Origin of the sequence: Streptococcus sp. M143, from assembly GCF_000162495.1 — a bacterium.
GTDB classification, from domain to species: domain Bacteria; phylum Bacillota; class Bacilli; order Lactobacillales; family Streptococcaceae; genus Streptococcus; species Streptococcus dentisani.
Genome location: NZ_GG730099.1, coordinates 132,449 through 150,791, shown reverse-complemented (window position 1 = coordinate 150,791; position 18,343 = coordinate 132,449). Strand labels below are relative to the sequence as shown.

Annotated in this window: 20 protein-coding genes; all 20 read left to right on the top strand. The window is 42.2% G+C overall.

Going from position 1 to position 18,343, the window contains the following annotated elements; all coding sequences use genetic code 11:
- Positions 1 to 174: 174 nt before the first annotated feature.
- The 20 genes from HMPREF0850_RS12210 to ilvN all read left to right on the top strand — a co-directional run bounded on the left by HMPREF0850_RS12210 (position 175) and on the right by ilvN (position 18,310).
- Positions 175 to 636 carry a MarR family winged helix-turn-helix transcriptional regulator gene (locus HMPREF0850_RS12210; RefSeq protein ID WP_000360523.1) on the top strand — a complete coding sequence of 154 codons (462 nt, stop codon included), beginning with the start codon at positions 175 to 177 and terminating at the stop codon, positions 634 to 636.
- Positions 620 to 2,389 (top strand): ABC transporter ATP-binding protein, encoded by a 1,770-nt coding sequence (locus HMPREF0850_RS12205; RefSeq protein ID WP_000731804.1) that lies wholly within the window; start codon positions 620 to 622, stop codon positions 2,387 to 2,389. The genes HMPREF0850_RS12210 and HMPREF0850_RS12205 overlap by 17 nt, the downstream gene beginning before the upstream one ends.
- Entirely contained in the window at positions 2,379 to 4,139 is a 1,761-nt protein-coding gene (locus HMPREF0850_RS12200) for an ABC transporter ATP-binding protein (RefSeq protein ID WP_000428389.1), read from the top strand. The genes HMPREF0850_RS12205 and HMPREF0850_RS12200 overlap by 11 nt, the downstream gene beginning before the upstream one ends.
- Before the next feature lie 96 nt (positions 4,140 to 4,235).
- A complete protein-coding gene (locus HMPREF0850_RS12195; RefSeq protein WP_000800930.1) occupies positions 4,236 to 4,739 on the top strand; it encodes a phosphatase PAP2 family protein in 504 nt (167 codons plus the stop codon).
- A 113-nt stretch (positions 4,740 to 4,852) separates the two neighbouring features.
- Entirely contained in the window at positions 4,853 to 5,299 is a 447-nt protein-coding gene (locus tag HMPREF0850_RS12190; protein WP_000776584.1) for a LytTR family DNA-binding domain-containing protein, read from the top strand.
- A gap of 5 nt (positions 5,300 to 5,304) precedes the next feature.
- Positions 5,305 to 5,979 carry a LiaF transmembrane domain-containing protein gene (locus HMPREF0850_RS12185; RefSeq protein WP_000725706.1) on the top strand — a complete coding sequence of 225 codons (675 nt, stop codon included), beginning with the start codon at positions 5,305 to 5,307 and terminating at the stop codon, positions 5,977 to 5,979.
- 105 nt (positions 5,980 to 6,084) lie between these two features.
- Complete coding sequence (rpmB, locus tag HMPREF0850_RS12180; protein WP_001140948.1) at positions 6,085 to 6,273, top strand: 50S ribosomal protein L28; 189 nt, start codon at positions 6,085 to 6,087, stop codon at positions 6,271 to 6,273.
- A 152-nt stretch (positions 6,274 to 6,425) separates the two neighbouring features.
- Positions 6,426 to 6,791 (top strand): Asp23/Gls24 family envelope stress response protein, encoded by a 366-nt coding sequence (locus HMPREF0850_RS12175; protein WP_000216441.1) that lies wholly within the window; start codon positions 6,426 to 6,428, stop codon positions 6,789 to 6,791.
- A 2-nt stretch (positions 6,792 to 6,793) separates the two neighbouring features.
- Positions 6,794 to 8,461 (top strand): DAK2 domain-containing protein, encoded by a 1,668-nt coding sequence (locus tag HMPREF0850_RS12170; RefSeq protein WP_000036686.1) that lies wholly within the window; start codon positions 6,794 to 6,796, stop codon positions 8,459 to 8,461.
- 124 nt (positions 8,462 to 8,585) lie between these two features.
- The gene (locus HMPREF0850_RS12165) at positions 8,586 to 8,792 is read left to right on the top strand and encodes a hypothetical protein (protein ID WP_000390701.1); all 207 of its coding nucleotides are present in this window, start codon (positions 8,586 to 8,588) and stop codon (positions 8,790 to 8,792) included.
- Entirely contained in the window at positions 8,789 to 8,983 is a 195-nt protein-coding gene (locus HMPREF0850_RS12160) for a hypothetical protein (protein WP_000709165.1), read from the top strand. Before HMPREF0850_RS12165 ends, HMPREF0850_RS12160 begins: the two co-directional genes overlap by 4 nt.
- Positions 8,970 to 9,845, top strand: coding sequence for an ABC transporter ATP-binding protein (locus HMPREF0850_RS12155; RefSeq protein ID WP_000216049.1), 876 nt, complete (start codon positions 8,970 to 8,972; stop codon positions 9,843 to 9,845). Before HMPREF0850_RS12160 ends, HMPREF0850_RS12155 begins: the two co-directional genes overlap by 14 nt.
- 12 nt (positions 9,846 to 9,857) lie before the next feature.
- On the top strand, positions 9,858 to 10,592 hold the full coding sequence (locus HMPREF0850_RS12150) for an ABC transporter permease (RefSeq protein ID WP_000794222.1): 735 nt from the start codon (positions 9,858 to 9,860) through the stop codon (positions 10,590 to 10,592).
- 4 nt (positions 10,593 to 10,596) lie between these two features.
- Entirely contained in the window at positions 10,597 to 11,694 is a 1,098-nt protein-coding gene (locus tag HMPREF0850_RS12145; protein WP_000890465.1) for a sensor histidine kinase, read from the top strand.
- A 1-nt stretch (position 11,695) separates the two neighbouring features.
- Positions 11,696 to 12,295, top strand: coding sequence for a response regulator transcription factor (locus tag HMPREF0850_RS12140; protein ID WP_000772068.1), 600 nt, complete (start codon positions 11,696 to 11,698; stop codon positions 12,293 to 12,295).
- Between the two features lie 317 nt (positions 12,296 to 12,612).
- Positions 12,613 to 13,026, top strand: a complete 414-nt coding sequence (rpsL, locus tag HMPREF0850_RS12135) for a 30S ribosomal protein S12 (protein WP_001142332.1) — start codon at positions 12,613 to 12,615, stop codon at positions 13,024 to 13,026.
- Positions 13,027 to 13,045: 19 nt separating this feature from the next.
- Complete coding sequence (gene rpsG, locus HMPREF0850_RS12130; RefSeq protein WP_000087873.1) at positions 13,046 to 13,516, top strand: 30S ribosomal protein S7; 471 nt, start codon at positions 13,046 to 13,048, stop codon at positions 13,514 to 13,516.
- Positions 13,517 to 13,795: 279 nt separating this feature from the next.
- On the top strand, positions 13,796 to 15,877 hold the full coding sequence (gene fusA, locus HMPREF0850_RS12125; RefSeq protein ID WP_000090349.1) for an elongation factor G: 2,082 nt from the start codon (positions 13,796 to 13,798) through the stop codon (positions 15,875 to 15,877).
- A gap of 263 nt (positions 15,878 to 16,140) precedes the next feature.
- Positions 16,141 to 17,841, top strand: a complete 1,701-nt coding sequence (locus tag HMPREF0850_RS12120) for an acetolactate synthase large subunit (protein ID WP_000411731.1) — start codon at positions 16,141 to 16,143, stop codon at positions 17,839 to 17,841.
- Positions 17,834 to 18,310, top strand: a complete 477-nt coding sequence (ilvN, locus tag HMPREF0850_RS12115; protein ID WP_001253806.1) for an acetolactate synthase small subunit — start codon at positions 17,834 to 17,836, stop codon at positions 18,308 to 18,310. Before HMPREF0850_RS12120 ends, ilvN begins: the two co-directional genes overlap by 8 nt.
- Positions 18,311 to 18,343: the final 33 nt, after the last annotated feature.

The window sequence follows — 18,343 nt, the reverse complement described above, 5'->3', positions numbered from 1 at the left end:
TCCACGGTAGTTAGTGCTTATTATAGAAAAAATATTGCCTAATGTCAATTTAAACTAAAATAGTTCTCTTGGAAACTTTTTTCTTGACATTTCTTCTGGAAGTGATAGAATAGTTCTCATAGAAACTTAATTAGTTCTCCAGAGAACTATATTTATCGTGAGAAAGGAGCAATCATGGACAAGCCGATGTTGATGTTTAAACGTTTTGGGCACCAGGTTCACCTGATGGTACAAAAAGAAGCCAAGCGATGTGGCATTGAATTCATGGGTGGACCGCAAGGGCAGGTTCTGCGTTTTTTAGATCATTGTGAGCAAAAAGAGGAATTGGTCCTGATTAAAGATATCGAGCAGGAACTCAATATTACCAAATCTGTGGCGAGTAATTTAGTCAAGCGCATGGTACAAAATGGTTTGGTCGAGTTAGAGGCCAGTCCAAGTGATAAACGAGCAAAATTTGTTCGTTTGACGGATAAATCGCGTTCGCAGATGCAAGAAGTTAAGGCTTTTTTTGATCGGATTGATCAGAGTCTGCTAGAGGGTGTTTCAAAGTCAGACTTGGCAATATTTGAAAAAGTTCTCGGTCAGTTGCAAAAAAATGTTGAGAAGATAGGAGGAGAAGATGAAGAAACTCGCTAAACGTATTACAGGAAAAGAGTGGGGGATGATTGTCCTTACGATTCTTTTCACTTGTTTCTCGGTCTATCTCGAGTTAGAAGTGCCGACCTATATTTCGCAAATTACAGAATTACTGGGAACGTCTGGAACGCAGTTGGGTGAACTCTGGTCACCAGCTGCGAAGATGATTGGTTTGTCTTTATTGGCTTTCTTTTCATCTGTTATGGTTGGTTTCTTTGCCGCTCGTGTTGCAGCATCCTATACAACCCATCTACGTAGAGACGTATTTCATCGTGTTTTAGATTTTTCGCAGACAGAGATCAAACGTTTTTCAATCCCCAGTCTCTTGACTCGGACGACCAATGATATTACCCAGGTACAGATGCTCTTTACCATGGGCTTGCAAGTGGTCACTCGTGGGCCAATTATGGCTATCTGGGCCATTGGAAAAATCCTTGGGAAATCGGAATACTGGCTCTGGGCGGTCGTTGTGGCTGTTATTGTGAATGTCTTGATGACCACCGTTCTCATGACTCTGGCCTTTCCAAAACAATCGGTCATCCAAAAATTGACAGATAAACTCAATAGCATCACTCGTGAAAGTTTGACTGGGATTCGAGTTGTTCGCGCATACAATGCGGAAGATTACCAAGATGAAAAATTTGAAGTAGCCAACGATGAAGTCACTCGTCTCAATCTTTTTGTCAATCGATTGATGGCTATTATGAACCCGATTATGATGGCGATTTCCAGTGGACTAAGTTTAGCTATTTACTGGATTGGTGCCTATATCATCAACGATGCAAGTTTGACAGAACGTCTACCGCTCTTTAGTGATATGGTGGTCTTCATGTCCTATGCTATGCAGGTCGTGATGGGCTTCCTTCTCATGGGAGCACTCTTTATCGTTCTTCCACGTACCTTGGTTTCGGCAGGACGTATCAATCAAGTATTGGATCTGCATTCTTCTATTGAAAATCCTAGTCATGCACAGACAGCGGACCCTTCAGTTCAAGGACAAGTGGAATTCCGTGATGTGACTTTCCGTTACTCTAAAAACTCAGAAGCAGTCGTGGAACATGTCACTTTCAAAGCAGAAGCGGGTCAAACCGTAGCCTTTATCGGATCGACTGGATCAGGTAAGTCCACCCTAGTCAACCTCTTGCCTCGTTTTTACGACGTTTCAGATGGAGAAATCCTAGTTGATGGTGTCAATGTGCAAGATTATGACTTGGAAGATTTACGCAATAAGGTCGGCTATATTCCTCAAAAAGCAGTCCTCTTTTCTGGAGATGTCAAGGGGAACTTGGACTTTGGTAAGAGCAAAGAAACTCCTCTAAGCGAGGCTGCTATGTGGCAAGCTCTTGAATTGGCCCAGTCTAAAGCATTTATCGAGGACAAGGAAGCAGGTCTTGCATCAGAAGTAGCCCAAGGTGGAACCAACTTCTCAGGAGGTCAAAGACAGCGTTTGGCCATTGCGCGTGCCTTGGCTCGTAAACCAGAGATTCTCATCTTTGATGACTCTTTCTCAGCCTTGGACTACAAGACAGATCGTGTCCTTCGCCAAGAGCTAGCTGAGAAAACAAAATCCATGACCAAGCTCATCGTAGCGCAACGGATTTCTACCATTATGGACGCCGACCTGATCTTAGTTTTGGATCAAGGTAAAGTCGTGGGACAAGGCACCCACAAGGAACTTCTTGCAACCAATGAAGTCTACCAAGAAATTGCCTACTCACAACTATCGAAGGAGGAATTGGAACATGGAAAATAAAAAAGTTTCGGTCTGGAAACAGTGCAAACCTTATATGGCAGGCCTCCAACTCCCTCTCCTAATAGCAGTTGTGGCTGCAGTCATTTCAAGTATCATTACCGTTTATGGTCCAACTAAGATTAAAGAAATTACTAACTTGATTTCAGATGGCTTGGCTACAGAAATCGACTTGGTAGCTGTGTCAAACATTGCTGGATTTTTGGTTGTTCTGTATGTATTTGGAGCTATCCTTAATTATACACAGGCCTATATCTTTTCAACGAGCATTCAGCATTTTTCAAAACGCTTGCGGACAGCAATCGCTGAAAAAATCAATCGTTTGCCACTTGGCTATTTTGACCGTCATTCACAAGGAGATACCCTTTCGCGCGTGACCAATGATGTGGATACAGCAGCGCAATCTCTCAACCAAAGTCTAGGGACAGTTCTTTCAGCTAGTTTCTTGTTGATTGCTGTCTTGGTGACCATGTTTGGGATGAACTGGATTTTGGCATTGGTAACAGTTGTATCAACCCTTGTTGGTTTTGCGGTGGTTTCCGTAATCATGGCCAAGTCACAGGGTTATTTTAAAGCCCAACAAAATAATCTAGCGGCCGTCAATGGTTATGTGGAAGAGATGTACTCTGGCCATAATGTAGTGACTAGCTACAACGCAGTGGACACCTCCAAAGCGAGATTTGCAGGTTTAAACCAAGACTTGCATGACAGTATCTGGAAATCTCAGTTTATCTCTGGTATCATGATGCCAGCCATGATTTTTGTTGGGAATTTTAGTTATGTCTTGGTCATCATCGTTGGTGCAGCGCTTGCTCTAGAAGGGCATATCAGTATCGGGATTATTGTAGCCTTTATGGTCTATGTACGGACCTTCTCCCAACCTCTGTCACAGATTGCCCAAGGGATTACGAGCCTGCAACAAGCGAGTGCAGCCATGACTCGTGTATTAGAATTTCTAGCTGAAGCAGAGATGCAGGATGAATCTCATAAGGAAAGACAATTGGCCCATATGAAAGGGGAAGTAGTCTTTGATCATGTGTCCTTTGGCTATACACCAGAGCGCACTATCATCCATGATTTTTCTGCGACAGCTCATGCAGGTCAGAAAGTCGCGATTGTTGGACCGACTGGAGCTGGTAAGACAACCATTGTCAATCTTTTGATGAAGTTCTATGAGATAGATAAGGGAAGTATCCGCATCGATAGCGTGGATACTAAGGACATGAAACGCTCAGAAGTACACGATGCCTTTTCAATGGTCTTGCAAGATACTTGGCTCTTTGAAGGAACGATTCGAGAGAACCTGATCTATAATCAGACAGACATCAGTGATGAACGAATGATGGAAGCCAGCAAGGCTGTGGGAATCCACCACTTTATCATGACTTTGCCAGATGGTTACGATACTATCTTGGATGACACCGTAACCTTGTCTGTTGGACAAAAACAGCTCTTGACCATTGCTCGTGCCTTGCTCAAGGACGCGCCACTCTTGATTTTGGATGAGGCGACTTCTTCTGTTGACACACGGACAGAGGAGTTGATTCAAAAAGCCATGGACCGTTTGATGGAGGGTAGAACTTCCTTTGTCATCGCCCACCGCTTGTCAACTATTCGTAATGCCGACTTGATTCTTGTCATGAAAGATGGCAATATCATCGAACAAGGCAACCATGAGGAACTGATGGCACGAGGTGGCTTCTACGCTGACTTGTACAATAGTCAATTTACAGAAGACGAAGCAGAAGAATAAATCAAAAGAAGGCTTGACGGTCTTCTTTTTCTGCACTATACTAGAAGACAAATGTCTCACCAGTAGACAAAAACAAGGTAATGAATGAGAAATTTAATGAAAAATTATCAAGAATGGTATCGAAATATCAGCTCCAGACTAACCAACTATCCCACCCTTTTATTTCTATTACGCAGTTTCAATCGTTTGATGACAGTCGCCATGCCCATGGTCTATCTGATCTTGCTAGCCACCACTTACCTGCAACTAGGACTTGGTCAGCAAGTTGGGATTTATTTGCTTATTCCTGCAACAGGTTTTGTAATTTTGTCTCTTTTCCGTAAGAAAATCAATCACCCGCGACCTTATGAAACTTGGGACATCAGTCCCCTGCTTGAAAAGGATAGTTCGGGGCAGTCTATGCCTAGTCGCCATGTCTTTTCTGCAACCATCATCTCCATGGCCTGTCTGCATGCTAGTCTACCTGTTGGATTGATATGCTTGCTCTTTTCAGCTTTGTTGGGGTTGGTGAGGGTTTTAGGGGGTGTTCATTATTCCAAAGATGTCTTGGCTGGCTATGCTTGTGGTCTGGTGTGGGGGTTCCTTTTCTACCTATTCTGACATGTAAGTCAAGCTAGTCTGACAACCACTTACTGCTCCATATTGACCACTTGCTTTTTTCCCCTTGTTTTCCTAATTTAGCTTTGATATAGTAGAGTCAGAAAGGAGATGTGATGAAGTTACGAATTGAGATTGACGGCAATTTAGAAGAAACTGAAATTGTCATCAAGACCCCTGCTTTGACAGATGAAATTGCGGACTTGCAACGGCTCTTGCAAGAGTCAACAGCTCCGAGGTTGATTTTTTACAAGGGGACAGGTGAATATTATCTAGACCTGTCAGAGATTCTCTTCTTTGAAACCGACGGTAGCAAAATCTACGCCCATACCCACAAAGAAGCCTATGAAGTTCGGCTCAAACTCTATGAGTTGGAGACCATCTTGCCTCACTATTTTAGCCGAGTATCCAAGTCGACCATCGCCAACATCCGTCAGATCTACTCAGTGGACAAGTCCTTTTCAGGAACTGGCACCATTTCCTTTTATCAGACCCACAAGGAGGTTCATGTGTCACGACATTACCAATCCCTCCTAAAAGAAAACCTAAGAAACATGAGGTAAAAGACATGAAAAAGAAAGCATTTGGTATTATTCTATTGGTTTTAGCAGCTTGGATTTTGCTGCAAGGAAATTTTGGCATTCCTTCTTTGGATGGCAAAATATGGCCTTTGCTAGGAATTGTTTTTTTTGCTTATAAGTCCATTGAGTCCATCCTTAGACGCCATCTAACTTCGGCAGTTTTTACAGGTTTACTGGCGCTCATCATTGCAAATTACGCTTATGACTTGTTGCCGGTGCCTAATCATTCTCTCATCTGGGCTAGTATCTTAGCAGTGCTAGGTGTTGGTTATCTGACGCATTCAAGTAAGTTTTGGTATGGCAAAAAATGGTGGTACAACGGTGAACGAACAGTCGTCACGGATAAGGAAGTCGCTTTTGGTAGCGGGACCTTCTATAAGCAAGATCAAGATCTCGTAGATGACCAAGTGGAAGTCGCTTTTGGGGATGCTAAAATCTACTATGATAATGCAGAGATGCTAGGTGATTTTGCAACTTTAAATATTGAAGTGGCCTTCGGGAATGCAACTGTCTATGTTCCACAACACTGGCGTGTCGATTTGAAAGTAGAAACATCCTTTGGTGCAGCTAAGGCAGATGCTCCTGTAGCACCAACCAGCAAAACTTTGATTATTCGTGGGGAAGTTGCTTTTGGTAAACTTGGAGTTGTTTACGTCAAATAAAAAAATATTTTAATTCTCTTGATAAATTCAAGAAAGTGTGATAACATAGTACGGTATGTGGTGCTAGCACATCCGCTATATTAGATCTAATAGGAGGAAAACACAATGGCTAAAGTATGTTACTTTACAGGTCGTAAGACTGTATCTGGAAATAACCGTTCACACGCGATGAACCAAACAAAACGTGCCGTAAAACCAAACCTTCAAAAAGTTACTGTTCTTATCGATGGTAAACCTAAAAAAGTTTGGGCTTCAGCTCGTGCTTTGAAATCAGGTAAAGTTGAACGCGTTTAATAAAAATGAAAAGGCCGCTTAGGTCTTTTTCTTTTGCTCGATAGATAAAACCATTTGAAAAATAGAGTAAATATCCGCCGATACAGCATTCTGCTTTTACACTTGGAATGAAATATGATAAAATAGAGTATCAACTAGTTGAGGTAAAAAAAATGACTGTAAAAATTAATACAAAAGATGGTCAAATCGAGCTGACAGATGAAGTGATTGCAACCGTTGTAGGTGGTGCAGCAACTGAGATTTTTGGTGTGGTCGGTATGGCTAGCAAAAATACCCTCAAAGATAATTTCCAAGCCCTTCTTGGCAAGGAAAATTATGCAAAAGGTGTAGTCGTGAAGGCAGCCGAAGATGGCAGCATTGCAGTTGATGTTTATACCGTCTTGAGCTACGGAACAAAGATTAGTGAAGTCTCAAAAAACATCCAAGAGCGCGTTCGTTTTAGTTTGGAAAACCAACTAGGAATCACTGCTCAGACTGTGAATGTCTACATTCAAAATATCAAAGTTGTAGGAGAATAATCGTGTCAAAAATTACTACCAGCTTATTTCAAGAAATGGTGCAGGCTGCATCAACTCGTTTGAATAAGCAAGCTGAATATGTCAATTCATTAAACGTCTTTCCAGTTCCAGATGGAGATACTGGGACAAACATGGGAATGACCATCGAGAATGGTGCCAAAGAAGTAGCAGACAAGCCAGCTTCTACAGTTGGAGAAGTGGCGAGCATTCTTGCTAAGGGACTCTTGATGGGTGCGCGTGGAAACTCAGGGGTTATCACTTCTCAGCTCTTCCGTGGATTTTCCCAAGCTATTAAGGAAAAAGACGAATTAACAGGTCAAGACTTGGCTCTTGCTTTCCAATCTGGTGTCGAAGTAGCCTACAAGGCGGTTATGAAACCAGTTGAGGGAACTATTTTGACAGTTTCTCGTGGTGCGGCCATTGGGGCTAAGAAAAAAGCCGAGGAGACAGATGATGCTGTTGAGGTCATGCGTGCAGCCTTGGAAGGTGCTAAGAGAGCTCTGGCTAAGACTCCTGATATGCTCCCAGTCTTGAAAGAGGTTGGTGTCGTGGACTCTGGTGGTCAAGGTTTGGTCTTCATCTATGAAGGTTTCCTTTCAGCACTCACTGGTGAATACAGCGCTTCTGAGGACTTTGTAGCGACCCCTGCCAACATGAGTGAAATGATCAATGCTGAACACCACAAGTCAGTTGCTGGACATGTGGCAACAGAAGATATTACCTTCGGTTACTGTACGGAGATCATGGTTGCTCTCAAACAAGGACCAACTTATTCTAAGGACTTTGACTATGATGAATTCCGTAACTACTTGAATGAACTTGGGGACTCGCTCCTTGTTGTCAACGATGATGAGATTGTCAAAGTTCACGTCCATACAGAAGATCCAGGTCTTGTCATGCAAGAAGGACTTAAATATGGTAGCTTGGTCAAGGTTAAAGTGGACAACATGCGCAACCAACACGAAGCACAAGTTGAAAAAGAAGCAGCACAAGTCAGCAAGCCAGCTGAAGAGAAGGAGTATGCCCTTATCGCAGTAGTAGCTGGTCAAGGATTGGCAGATATCTTCCGTGCCCAAGGTGTGGATTATGTCATCGAAGGCGGTCAGACGATGAACCCTTCAACAGAGGACTTTATCAAGGCTGTTGAACAGGTCAATGCTCGCAACATCATTTTCTTGCCAAACAATAAAAATATCTTTATGGCAGCTCAGTCAGCAGCTGAAGTGCTTGAACAACCAGCTGTTGTGGTAGAAGCACGTACAATTCCTCAAGGGTTGACAAGCCTGCTTGCCTTTGATCTAAGCAAATCAATCGAAGAAAACAAAGAACGCATGACTGCAGCCCTCAGTGATGTCATCAGCGGTAGTGTAACAACAGCCGTTCGTGATACAACTATCGATGGCTTGGAAATTCATGAAAATGACAATCTTGGTATGGTAGATGGAAAAATCCTCGTGTCAAATCCCGACATGCATCAAACCTTGACAGAAACCTTGAAACATATGTTGGACGAAGATAGTGAAATCGTGACTTTCTATGTCGGTGAAGATGGAAGCGAAGAACTTGCCAATGAAATTGCCCAAGAAATCGCAGAAGAATTTGAAGATGTTGAAGTAGAGATTCACCAAGGTCAACAACCTGTATATCCATATCTTTTCAGTGTGGAATAAAAATTTAATCGATTAAAAAGAAAGTTGATTTTGCAACTTTCTTTTTTTATGACATTTGTCATATTTCCTAGTGACAGAAGCATCTAGCTCCGCCAAATTCAAAAGACTATAATTGAAGTATGAAATGGAGGAAGAAGAAATGAAAAATAAAATGATTGTCGCAGTGAGTTTAGTAGCAGCAGGAGTTATGACCTATCTCATGTTTTCAGGATTGGACGAGGGTTTCTATCATTTTCCTTGGGAGCTCTTTGCTGGCTTTGGAATGATGTCTTGGCTTGTCAGAGAAGGTTTGAAATTGGTCAGAGATGTGAAAAAGGAGTTTGAGGAATGAAAAAAGCAATCATCTATTTCTTTATCGGCCTGTCACTCTTGGTATGGTTAGTGGAAATGTTTACTGGTTGGTTTGACCAAACCTTGCTTCGCCAATTCATTCGTGGTGCTTGGGGGTTTGGATTTATGATTTTTGTCGTTTTCCCTATGGGAATGAAGTGGTTGAAAGGAGAATCTCATGACTGTGATTAAAGTTGAGAAATTGAGTAAGAAAATAAAAGACAAGGAGATCTTGCGGAACATCTCTTTTGAAATCAACGATGGTGAATGTGTCGCCTTGATCGGGCCTAACGGAGCAGGAAAAACAACCTTGATTGATTGCCTCTTGGGCGACAAGTTCGTGAGCTCAGGTCAGATAGCCATTCAAGGCTTTGCACCAACAGATCCTCGATTAAAGCAGCTTATTTCTGTCTTACCCCAAGAAAATGCAGTTGTCCAAAGCTTGAAAGTGAAAGAACTTCTATCATTTTTCAAGTCACTTTATCCCGACAGTCTTTCAGACAAAGAAATTGATGACTTGCTGAGATTCTCAGACAAGCAGAAAAATCAGCTAGCGGGCAAGTTGTCTGGTGGGCAAAAACGTTTGTTCTCTTTCGTGTTGACTTTAATCGGTCGTCCGAAAATTCTATTTTTAGACGAGCCAACTGCTGCCATGGATACCTCGACACGTCAGCATTTTTGGGAGATTGTCGATCACTTGAAGAAAAATGGTGTGACCATTGTCTATTCTTCTCACTATATCGAAGAGGTGGAGCATACGGCTGATCGCATCTTAGTCCTCCACAAGGGTGAATTGATTCGTGATACGACACCTTATGCCATGCGTGGTGAAGAACAAGAAAAACACTTTACCGTACCTCTAACTTATCAAGATTTTGTCAGTACCTTGACTATGGTTCAAGAGCTTGAAATCAAGCAAAATGCTCTTTCCTTCACAACCAAAGAAGCCAGCCAAGTATGGGAAGCCTTGCAAGAACAGGGCTGCACGATCGAAGAAATTGAAGTTCGCAATCGAACTCTCTTAGACAGTATTTTCGAAACGACTCAAGACTAAAGGAGATTGACGATGAAAAATATGACAAGTCTCATGAAAGTGGAAATCATTCTGATGAAACGGCAAGCAGTCTACTACTTGCTATCCATCGGACTTCCAAGTGTGTTTTACCTTATTTTCTCTGGTATGATGTCAGGGTCAGACATTCCAGAAATTGCTCTTCAAGCCTATCTTTTTGCCATGACGCTCTTTAGTATCATGTCAAGCGCCTTTTTCAGTATCCCTAGCACACTCGAGTCTGATAAGACAAACAACTGGCAAAAATTGATTCAACATTCTCCAGTATCTATGGTAGAATATTATGTATCAAAACTGTTCAGTACTCTGCTGACTTTCTTGTTATCAATTATAGTTGTCTTTTCGGTTGGTCATTTTGTCCGTGGAGTGACTCTGCCTTGGCTTGATTGGTTGGTGATTGGAGTTATTTTGCTGGTCGGAAGCGTGGTCTTTATCAGCATGGGTGTCTTGGTGAGCTTGCTTCCCAGTGCTCAATTGATGACGGTTATTGGAAATATTGCCTATATTGCTTTGGCTGTCCTAGGTGGACTCTGGTTCCCTTTGAGTTCCTTCCCAGAATGGCTCCAATCCATTGGAAAACTGACTCCAACCTATCAACTGATGCAGGTCGTCTCTACTTATATGGAACACCACGAGTTTAACATTCTTGCCACCTTGGTTGTACTAGGTTATACAGTTTTCTTTGGTGTACTGGTAATCCAGCTGAAAAAACGGATCGAGGTAAAATAAATCTATGTTGGAAAAATTAAAAAACACTCATTATATGTTTCATATTTCATTAGTGTTTATCATCTTTCCTATAGCGGGTGTCATCAGTGGAGAGTACCCGCTTTTAACCTTGTTCTGGACATTATTATTTGTCTTAGCCTTTTATTCGATTTTATTAAGTCAAAACCGTACTGTGCAGTGGCTGGCTTGGTGGGTCATGATTGCCTACATTTTTTATACATCGGTTTGGCTGAATTCGGGTTTCACATGGTTTATCTTTTATTTATCTAATCTCCTCATTTATGAGCTGGATGAGATTTCTCTTCACTCTTGGCGTTTTGTCAGTTTTGTTGTCTTGCAGCCATTGATTTTAACCGGGATTTATATGGTCAATCATGTTAGTCCCTGGCAACTGCTCTTTTTCTTGCTGACCTTTGTCTTTTCTGATGCTTTTACCTTTGGTCTCTACCGAATTCGAGTATCAGAGGAAATAAAAGAAGAAAAGAGAAAGCAAAATGCTAAGCTCAATCTTTTCTTGGCTGAAAATGAACGCAGTCGTATCGGCCAGGATCTCCATGACAGTCTAGGCCATACCTTCGCCATGCTGAGTGTGAAGACGGATCTTGCCCTCCAACTTCTTCAAATGCAGGCCTATCCTCAAGTGGAAAAAGAATTAAAAGAAATTCATCAGATCAGTAAAGAATCTATGAATGAAGTTCGTACCATCATTGAAAATCTCAAAACCAGAACACTTGCTTCCGAGTTTGTGACTGTTAAAAAAATGCTGGAAATTGCAGGAATTGAAACGGAAATCAATCACCAACTAGATACTGCTAGCCTAACTCAGGAATTAGAATCAACGGCCTCCATGATTTTACTTGAGTTAGTGACCAACATCATCAAACATGCCAAAGCGTCGAAAGCCTACTTAAAATTAGAACGAACAGAGAAAGAACTCATTTTAACAGTAAGAGATGATGGCTGTGGCTTTGCTTCTCTAAAAGGAGATGAGCTCCATACCGTTCGAGACCGTGTCCTTCCTTTTTCAGGAGAAGTAAAGGTAATCAGTCAGAAACAGCCGACTGAAGTGCAGGTTCGACTACCTTATAAGGAGAGAAACTAAGATGAAACTACTTGTTGCAGAAGATCAAAGTATGTTGCGAGATGCTATGTGCCAGTTGCTTACCTTTCAACCAGATGTAGAGTCTGTCCTACAAGCCAAGAATGGGCAAGAAGCAATCCAACTTTTAGAAAAAGAGTCTGTAGATATCGCCATTCTTGATGTAGAGATGCCTGTTAAGACAGGTCTCGAAGTCTTGGAGTGGATACGAGCAGAAAAGTTAGAAACAAAGGTAGTTGTGGTGACAACCTTCAAGCGCCCAGGCTATTTTGAACGAGCGATCAAGGCTGGAGTGGATGCTTATGTCTTAAAAGAAAGAAGCATTGCAGACCTCATGCAAACCTTGCACACTGTTCTCGAAGGGCGCAAGGAATATTCCCCTGAATTGATGGAAGTGGTGATGACGCATCCCAATCCGTTAACAGAGCAAGAAATCGCTGTTTTAAAGGGAATCGCTCAGGGCTTATCTAATCAAGAAATCGCAGACCAACTCTATCTATCAAATGGAACCGTCCGAAACTATGTCACCAATATTCTTTCGAAACTAGATGCTGGTAATCGAACAGAGGCAGCCAACATTGCAAAAGAATCTGGTTGGCTTTGATAAGAAGAGTTAAAAAATTCCGAAACGATAACTTGAATCGAAGGAAATCCATAGAATTTAGGAGGCAAAATTGCCTCCTTTTCTTTGTTTAAAAAAGCGGTTAGAGCTAGTGTCAAAGAGATAAAAGATCAGAATAAAAACGAAAAATATCTTGACAATGAAGGAAAAAATGTGTTACAATAATAGACGGTACTTTTTACTTTTGGTCTCTCAAAAGTGTACAGGGACGTGCTGACAAATGTTGCAAAAGTACACACAGATGGTAGCTGTCACCAAGTGTATCATCACCAAAAATAAAAAAACACAGGAGAATGTAGATGCCTACAATTAACCAATTGGTTCGCAAACCGCGTAAATCAAAAGTAGAAAAATCTAAATCACCAGCTTTGAACGTTGGTTACAACAGTCATAAAAAAGTTCAAACAAACGTTTCTTCACCACAAAAACGTGGTGTTGCGACTCGTGTTGGAACAATGACACCTAAAAAACCTAACTCTGCCCTTCGTAAATTCGCTCGTGTACGTTTGAGCAACCTTATCGAAGTTACTGCCTACATCCCAGGTATCGGACACAACTTGCAAGAGCACAGCGTGGTGCTTCTTCGTGGTGGACGTGTAAAAGACCTTCCAGGGGTACGTTACCATATCGTCCGTGGTGCACTTGATACTGCAGGTGTTAACGATCGTAAACAAGGCCGTTCTAAATACGGTACTAAACGTCCAAAAGCATAAGGAAAGGGGATAAAGAGAAATGAGTCGTAAAAATAGAGCTCCAAAACGTGACGTATTGCCAGATCCGCTTTACAATTCACAACTAGTTACTCGTCTTATCAACCGCGTTATGCTTGATGGTAAACGTGGTACAGCTGCTTCAATCGTTTACGGTGCTTTTGAGCAAATCAAAGAAGCTACTGGCAACGATGCACTTGAAGTATTTGAAACAGCTATGGAAAACATCATGCCTGTACTTGAAGTACGTGCACGTCGTGTTGGTGGATCTAACTACCAAGTCCCAGTTGAAGTTCGTCCAGAACGTCGTACAACACTTGGACTTCGTTGGTTGGTAACAATCGCTCGTCTTCGTGGTGAACACACAATGCAAGATCGTCTTGCAAAAGAAATCTTGGATGCTGCGAACAACACTGGTGCAGCAGTTAAGAAACGTGAAGACACTCACCGTATGGCTGAAGCTAACCGTGCCTTCGCACACTTCCGTTGGTAAGATAGGATACGAAAGCGTTAAGAAAGTCCAAGAGAAAATAGGGAATCGAAGTAGGTTGCGATTGCAACCAATGAGATTCATCTTTTTCTCCAGACTTTTAGCTTGAGTTCAACTTAGCTAACTTAAGCTTTTAGCCCGAGTTCAATTTAACTTACCATCTCGTAAGTTGAAACCAACAAAAACAAGATAAACATTGAGAACGGGTAGGTCCTGCCTATCCGTTTTTTCTAAATAATGTTATAATAGATTGTAAAATAAAAAATAGGAGAAACTAACCTCATGGCACGCGAATTTTCACTTGAAAAAACTCGTAATATCGGTATCATGGCTCACGTTGATGCCGGTAAAACAACAACTACTGAGCGTATTCTTTACTACACTGGTAAAATCCACAAAATCGGTGAAACTCACGAAGGTGCGTCACAAATGGACTGGATGGAGCAAGAGCAAGAACGTGGTATCACTATCACATCTGCTGCGACAACAGCTCAATGGAATAACCACCGCGTAAACATCATCGACACACCAGGACACGTGGACTTCACTATCGAAGTACAACGTTCTCTTCGTGTATTGGACGGTGCGGTTACTGTTCTTGACTCACAATCAGGTGTTGAGCCTCAAACTGAAACAGTTTGGCGTCAAGCAACTGAGTACGGAGTTCCACGTATCGTATTTGCCAACAAAATGGACAAAATCGGTGCTGACTTCCTTTACTCAGTAAGCACACTTCACGACCGTCTTCAAGCAAACGCACACCCAATCCAATTACCAATCGGTTCTGAAGATGACTTCCGTGGTATCATCGACTTGATCAAGATGAAAGCTGAAATCTATACTAACGACCTTGGTACAGATATCCTTGAAGAAGATATTCCAGCTGAATACCTTGACCAAGCTCAAGAATACCGTGAAAAATTGATTGAAGCAGTTGCCGAGACTGACGAAGAATTGATGATGAAATACCTCGAAGGTGAAGAAATCACTAACGAAGAATTGAAAGCTGGTATCCGTAAAGCGACTATCAACGTTGAATTCTTCCCAGTATTGTGTGGTTCTGCCTTCAAGAACAAGGGTGTTCAATTGATGCTTGATGCGGTTATCGACTACCTTCCAAGCCCACTTGATATCCCAGCAATCAAAGGTATCAACCCAGATACAGACGAAGAAGAAACTCGCCCAGCATCTGATGAAGAGCCATTTGCAGCTCTTGCCTTCAAGATTATGACTGACCCATTCGTAGGTCGTTTGACATTCTTCCGTGTATACTCAGGTGTTCTTCAATCAGGTTCATACGTATTGAACACTTCTAAAGGTAAACGTGAACGTATCGGACGTATCCTTCAAATGCACGCTAACAGCCGTCAAGAAATCGACACTGTTTACTCAGGTGATATCGCTGCTGCCGTTGGTTTGAAAGATACTACAACTGGTGATTCATTGACAGATGAAAAAGCTAAAATCATCCTTGAGTCAATCAACGTCCCAGAACCAGTTATCCAGTTGATGGTTGAGCCAAAATCTAAAGCAGACCAAGACAAGATGGGTATTGCCCTTCAAAAATTGGCTGAAGAAGATCCAACATTCCGCGTTGAAACAAACGTTGAAACTGGTGAAACAGTTATCTCTGGTATGGGTGAACTTCACCTTGACGTCCTTGTTGACCGTATGCGTCGTGAGTTCAAAGTTGAAGCGAACGTAGGTGCTCCTCAAGTATCTTACCGTGAAACATTCCGCGCTTCTACTCAAGCACGTGGATTCTTCAAACGTCAGTCTGGTGGTAAAGGTCAATTCGGTGATGTATGGATTGAATTTACTCCAAACGAAGAAGGTAAAGGATTCGAATTCGAAAACGCAATCGTCGGTGGTGTGGTTCCTCGTGAATTTATCCCAGCGGTTGAAAAAGGTTTGGTAGAATCTATGGCTAACGGTGTTCTTGCAGGTTACCCAATGGTTGACGTTAAAGCTAAGCTTTACGATGGTTCATACCACGATGTCGACTCATCTGAAACTGCCTTCAAGATTGCGGCTTCACTTGCTCTTAAAGAAGCTGCTAAGACTGCACAACCAGCTATCCTTGAGCCAATGATGCTTGTAACCATCACTGTTCCTGAAGAAAACCTTGGTGATGTTATGGGTCACGTAACTGCTCGTCGTGGACGTGTTGATGGTATGGAAGCACACGGTAACAGCCAAATCGTTCGTGCTTACGTTCCACTTGCTGAAATGTTTGGTTACGCAACAGTTCTTCGTTCTGCATCTCAAGGACGTGGTACATTCATGATGGTATTTGACCACTACGAAGATGTACCTAAGTCAGTACAAGAAGAAATCATTAAGAAAAACAAAGGTGAAGACTAATCAGTCCTCACTCTAGAAGGAAGTCACTTAGTGGCTTCCTTTTTATGTTCTATGTCAAGGAAGGTTAGAAAAATATACCCTAAACTAAATTTGGCAGTAATAAAATTGTTCAATTCCCTATTCATATTTATAAAAATAGGAAAAACATTCATAAAAACACGTTTAGATAGAAAATTCAGAAAATTGCTTCTTTTGTCTTGAAAATTTTTGAAAAAATGGTATGATAGTAACAAGCTATTTTTAAGAGAAGAGAAAGGGGAACAATGGAAAAAATCAGTTTAGACGCTCCTAAGACGGGATCGGATCTAGTTTTGGAAACCCTCCGTGATTTAGGAATTGATACCATATTTGGTTATCCTGGTGGGGCTGTCTTGCCTTTATATGATGCGATTTATAATTTCAAAGGCATTCGCCACATCTTGGGTCGCCATGAACAAGGCTGTTTGCATGAAGCTGAAGGTTATGCCAAATCAACTGGAAAGTTGGGTGTTGCTGTCGTCACGAGTGGACCAGGAGCAACAAATGCCATTACAGGGATTGCAGATGCCATGAGCGATAGCGTTCCCCTTTTGGTCTTTACGGGTCAGGTGGCGCGAGCAGGGATTGGGAAAGATGCCTTTCAGGAAGCAGACATCGTGGGTATTACCATGCCCATTACCAAATACAATTACCAAGTTCGTGAGACAGCAGATATTCCTCGTATCATTACGGAAGCTGTTCATATTGCAACGACAGGTCGTCCAGGTCCTGTTGTGATTGACTTGCCAAAGGATGTATCTGCCTTAGAGACGGACTTCATCTATTCACCAGAGGTGAATTTACCAAGTTACCAACCAACGCTTGATCCGAATGACATGCAAATCAAGAAAATCTTGAAGCAATTGTCTAAGGCTAAAAAACCTGTATTGCTAGCTGGTGGCGGGGTTAGTTATGCAGAAGCAGCTGCCGAGCTCAATGAGTTTGCTGAACGTTACCAAATTCCAGTGGTGACCAGTCTTTTAGGGCAAGGTACGATTGCGACAAGCCATCCGCTCTTTCTTGGTATGGGAGGCATGCACGGTTCTTTCGCAGCTAACATTGCCATGACCGAAGCGGACTTTATGATTAGTATTGGTTGCCGTTTCGATGACCGCTTAACTGGAAATCCTAAGACCTTTGCTAAGAATGCCAAGGTCGCCCATATTGACATTGACCCAGCTGAGATTGGTAAGATTATCAGTGCAGATATTCCTGTAGTGGGGGATGCTAAGAAAGCCTTGCAGATGCTACTGGCAGAACCAACTGTTCATAACAATACTGAAAAGTGGATTGACAAAGTTACCAAGGACAAGAACCGCGTTCGTTCTTATGATAAGAAAGAACGTGTGGTTCAACCGCAGGCCGTTATTGAACGCATCGGCGAGTTGACGAATGGAGATGCCATTGTTGTCACAGACGTTGGCCAACACCAAATGTGGACAGCTCAGTATTATCCTTACCAAAATGAGCGTCAGTTAGTCACTTCGGGAGGTTTGGGTACCATGGGATTCGGAGTTCCTGCAGCTATAGGAGCCAAGATTGCCAATCCGGAAAAAGAAGTGGTTCTTTTTGTCGGTGATGGTGGTTTCCAAATGACCAACCAAGAACTAGCCATCCTAAACATCTACAAGGTACCGATTAAGGTAGTCATGTTGAACAACCACTCCCTAGGAATGGTTCGTCAGTGGCAGGAATCCTTCTATGAAGGTAGAACGTCAGAGTCAGTCTTTGATACTCTTCCTGACTTCCAGCTGATGGCACAGGCTTACGGAATCAAAAACTACAAGTTTGATAATCCAGAGACGATAGAGAAGGATCTAGAGGTTATTCTAGAGGATGTGCCGATGTTTATCGAGGTGGATATTTCTCGTAAGGAACAGGTCTTACCGATGGTACCAGCTGGTAAGAGCAATCATGAGATGTTGGGGGTGAAGTTCCATGCGTAGAATGTTAACAGCAAAACTACAAAATCGTTCAGGAGTCCTCAATCGCTTTACAGGTGTCCTTTCTCGTCGTCAGGTCAATATTGAGAGTATCTCAGTTGGTGCAACAGAGAATCCTGATGTATCAAGGATTACCATCATTATTGATGTGGCTTCACATGATGAAGTGGAGCAAATTATCAAGCAACTCAATCGTCAGATTGATGTGATTCGCATTCGAGATATCACAGACAAACCACATTTGGAAAGAGAAGTTATCTTGGTAAAGGTATCTGCTCCTGCTGAGAAGCGTGCAGAAATCTTGGCCATTATCCAACCTTTCCGTGCAACGGTGGTGGATGTGGCTCCAAGTTCGATTACGATCCAGATGACGGGAAATGCTGAAAAGAGTGAAGCTTTATTGCGAGTGATTCGACCATATGGTATTAAAAATATCGCTCGTACGGGTGCAACTGGATTTACCCGTGATTAAAAATCCTACTTAAATTTGTTAAACTAGCCTAAA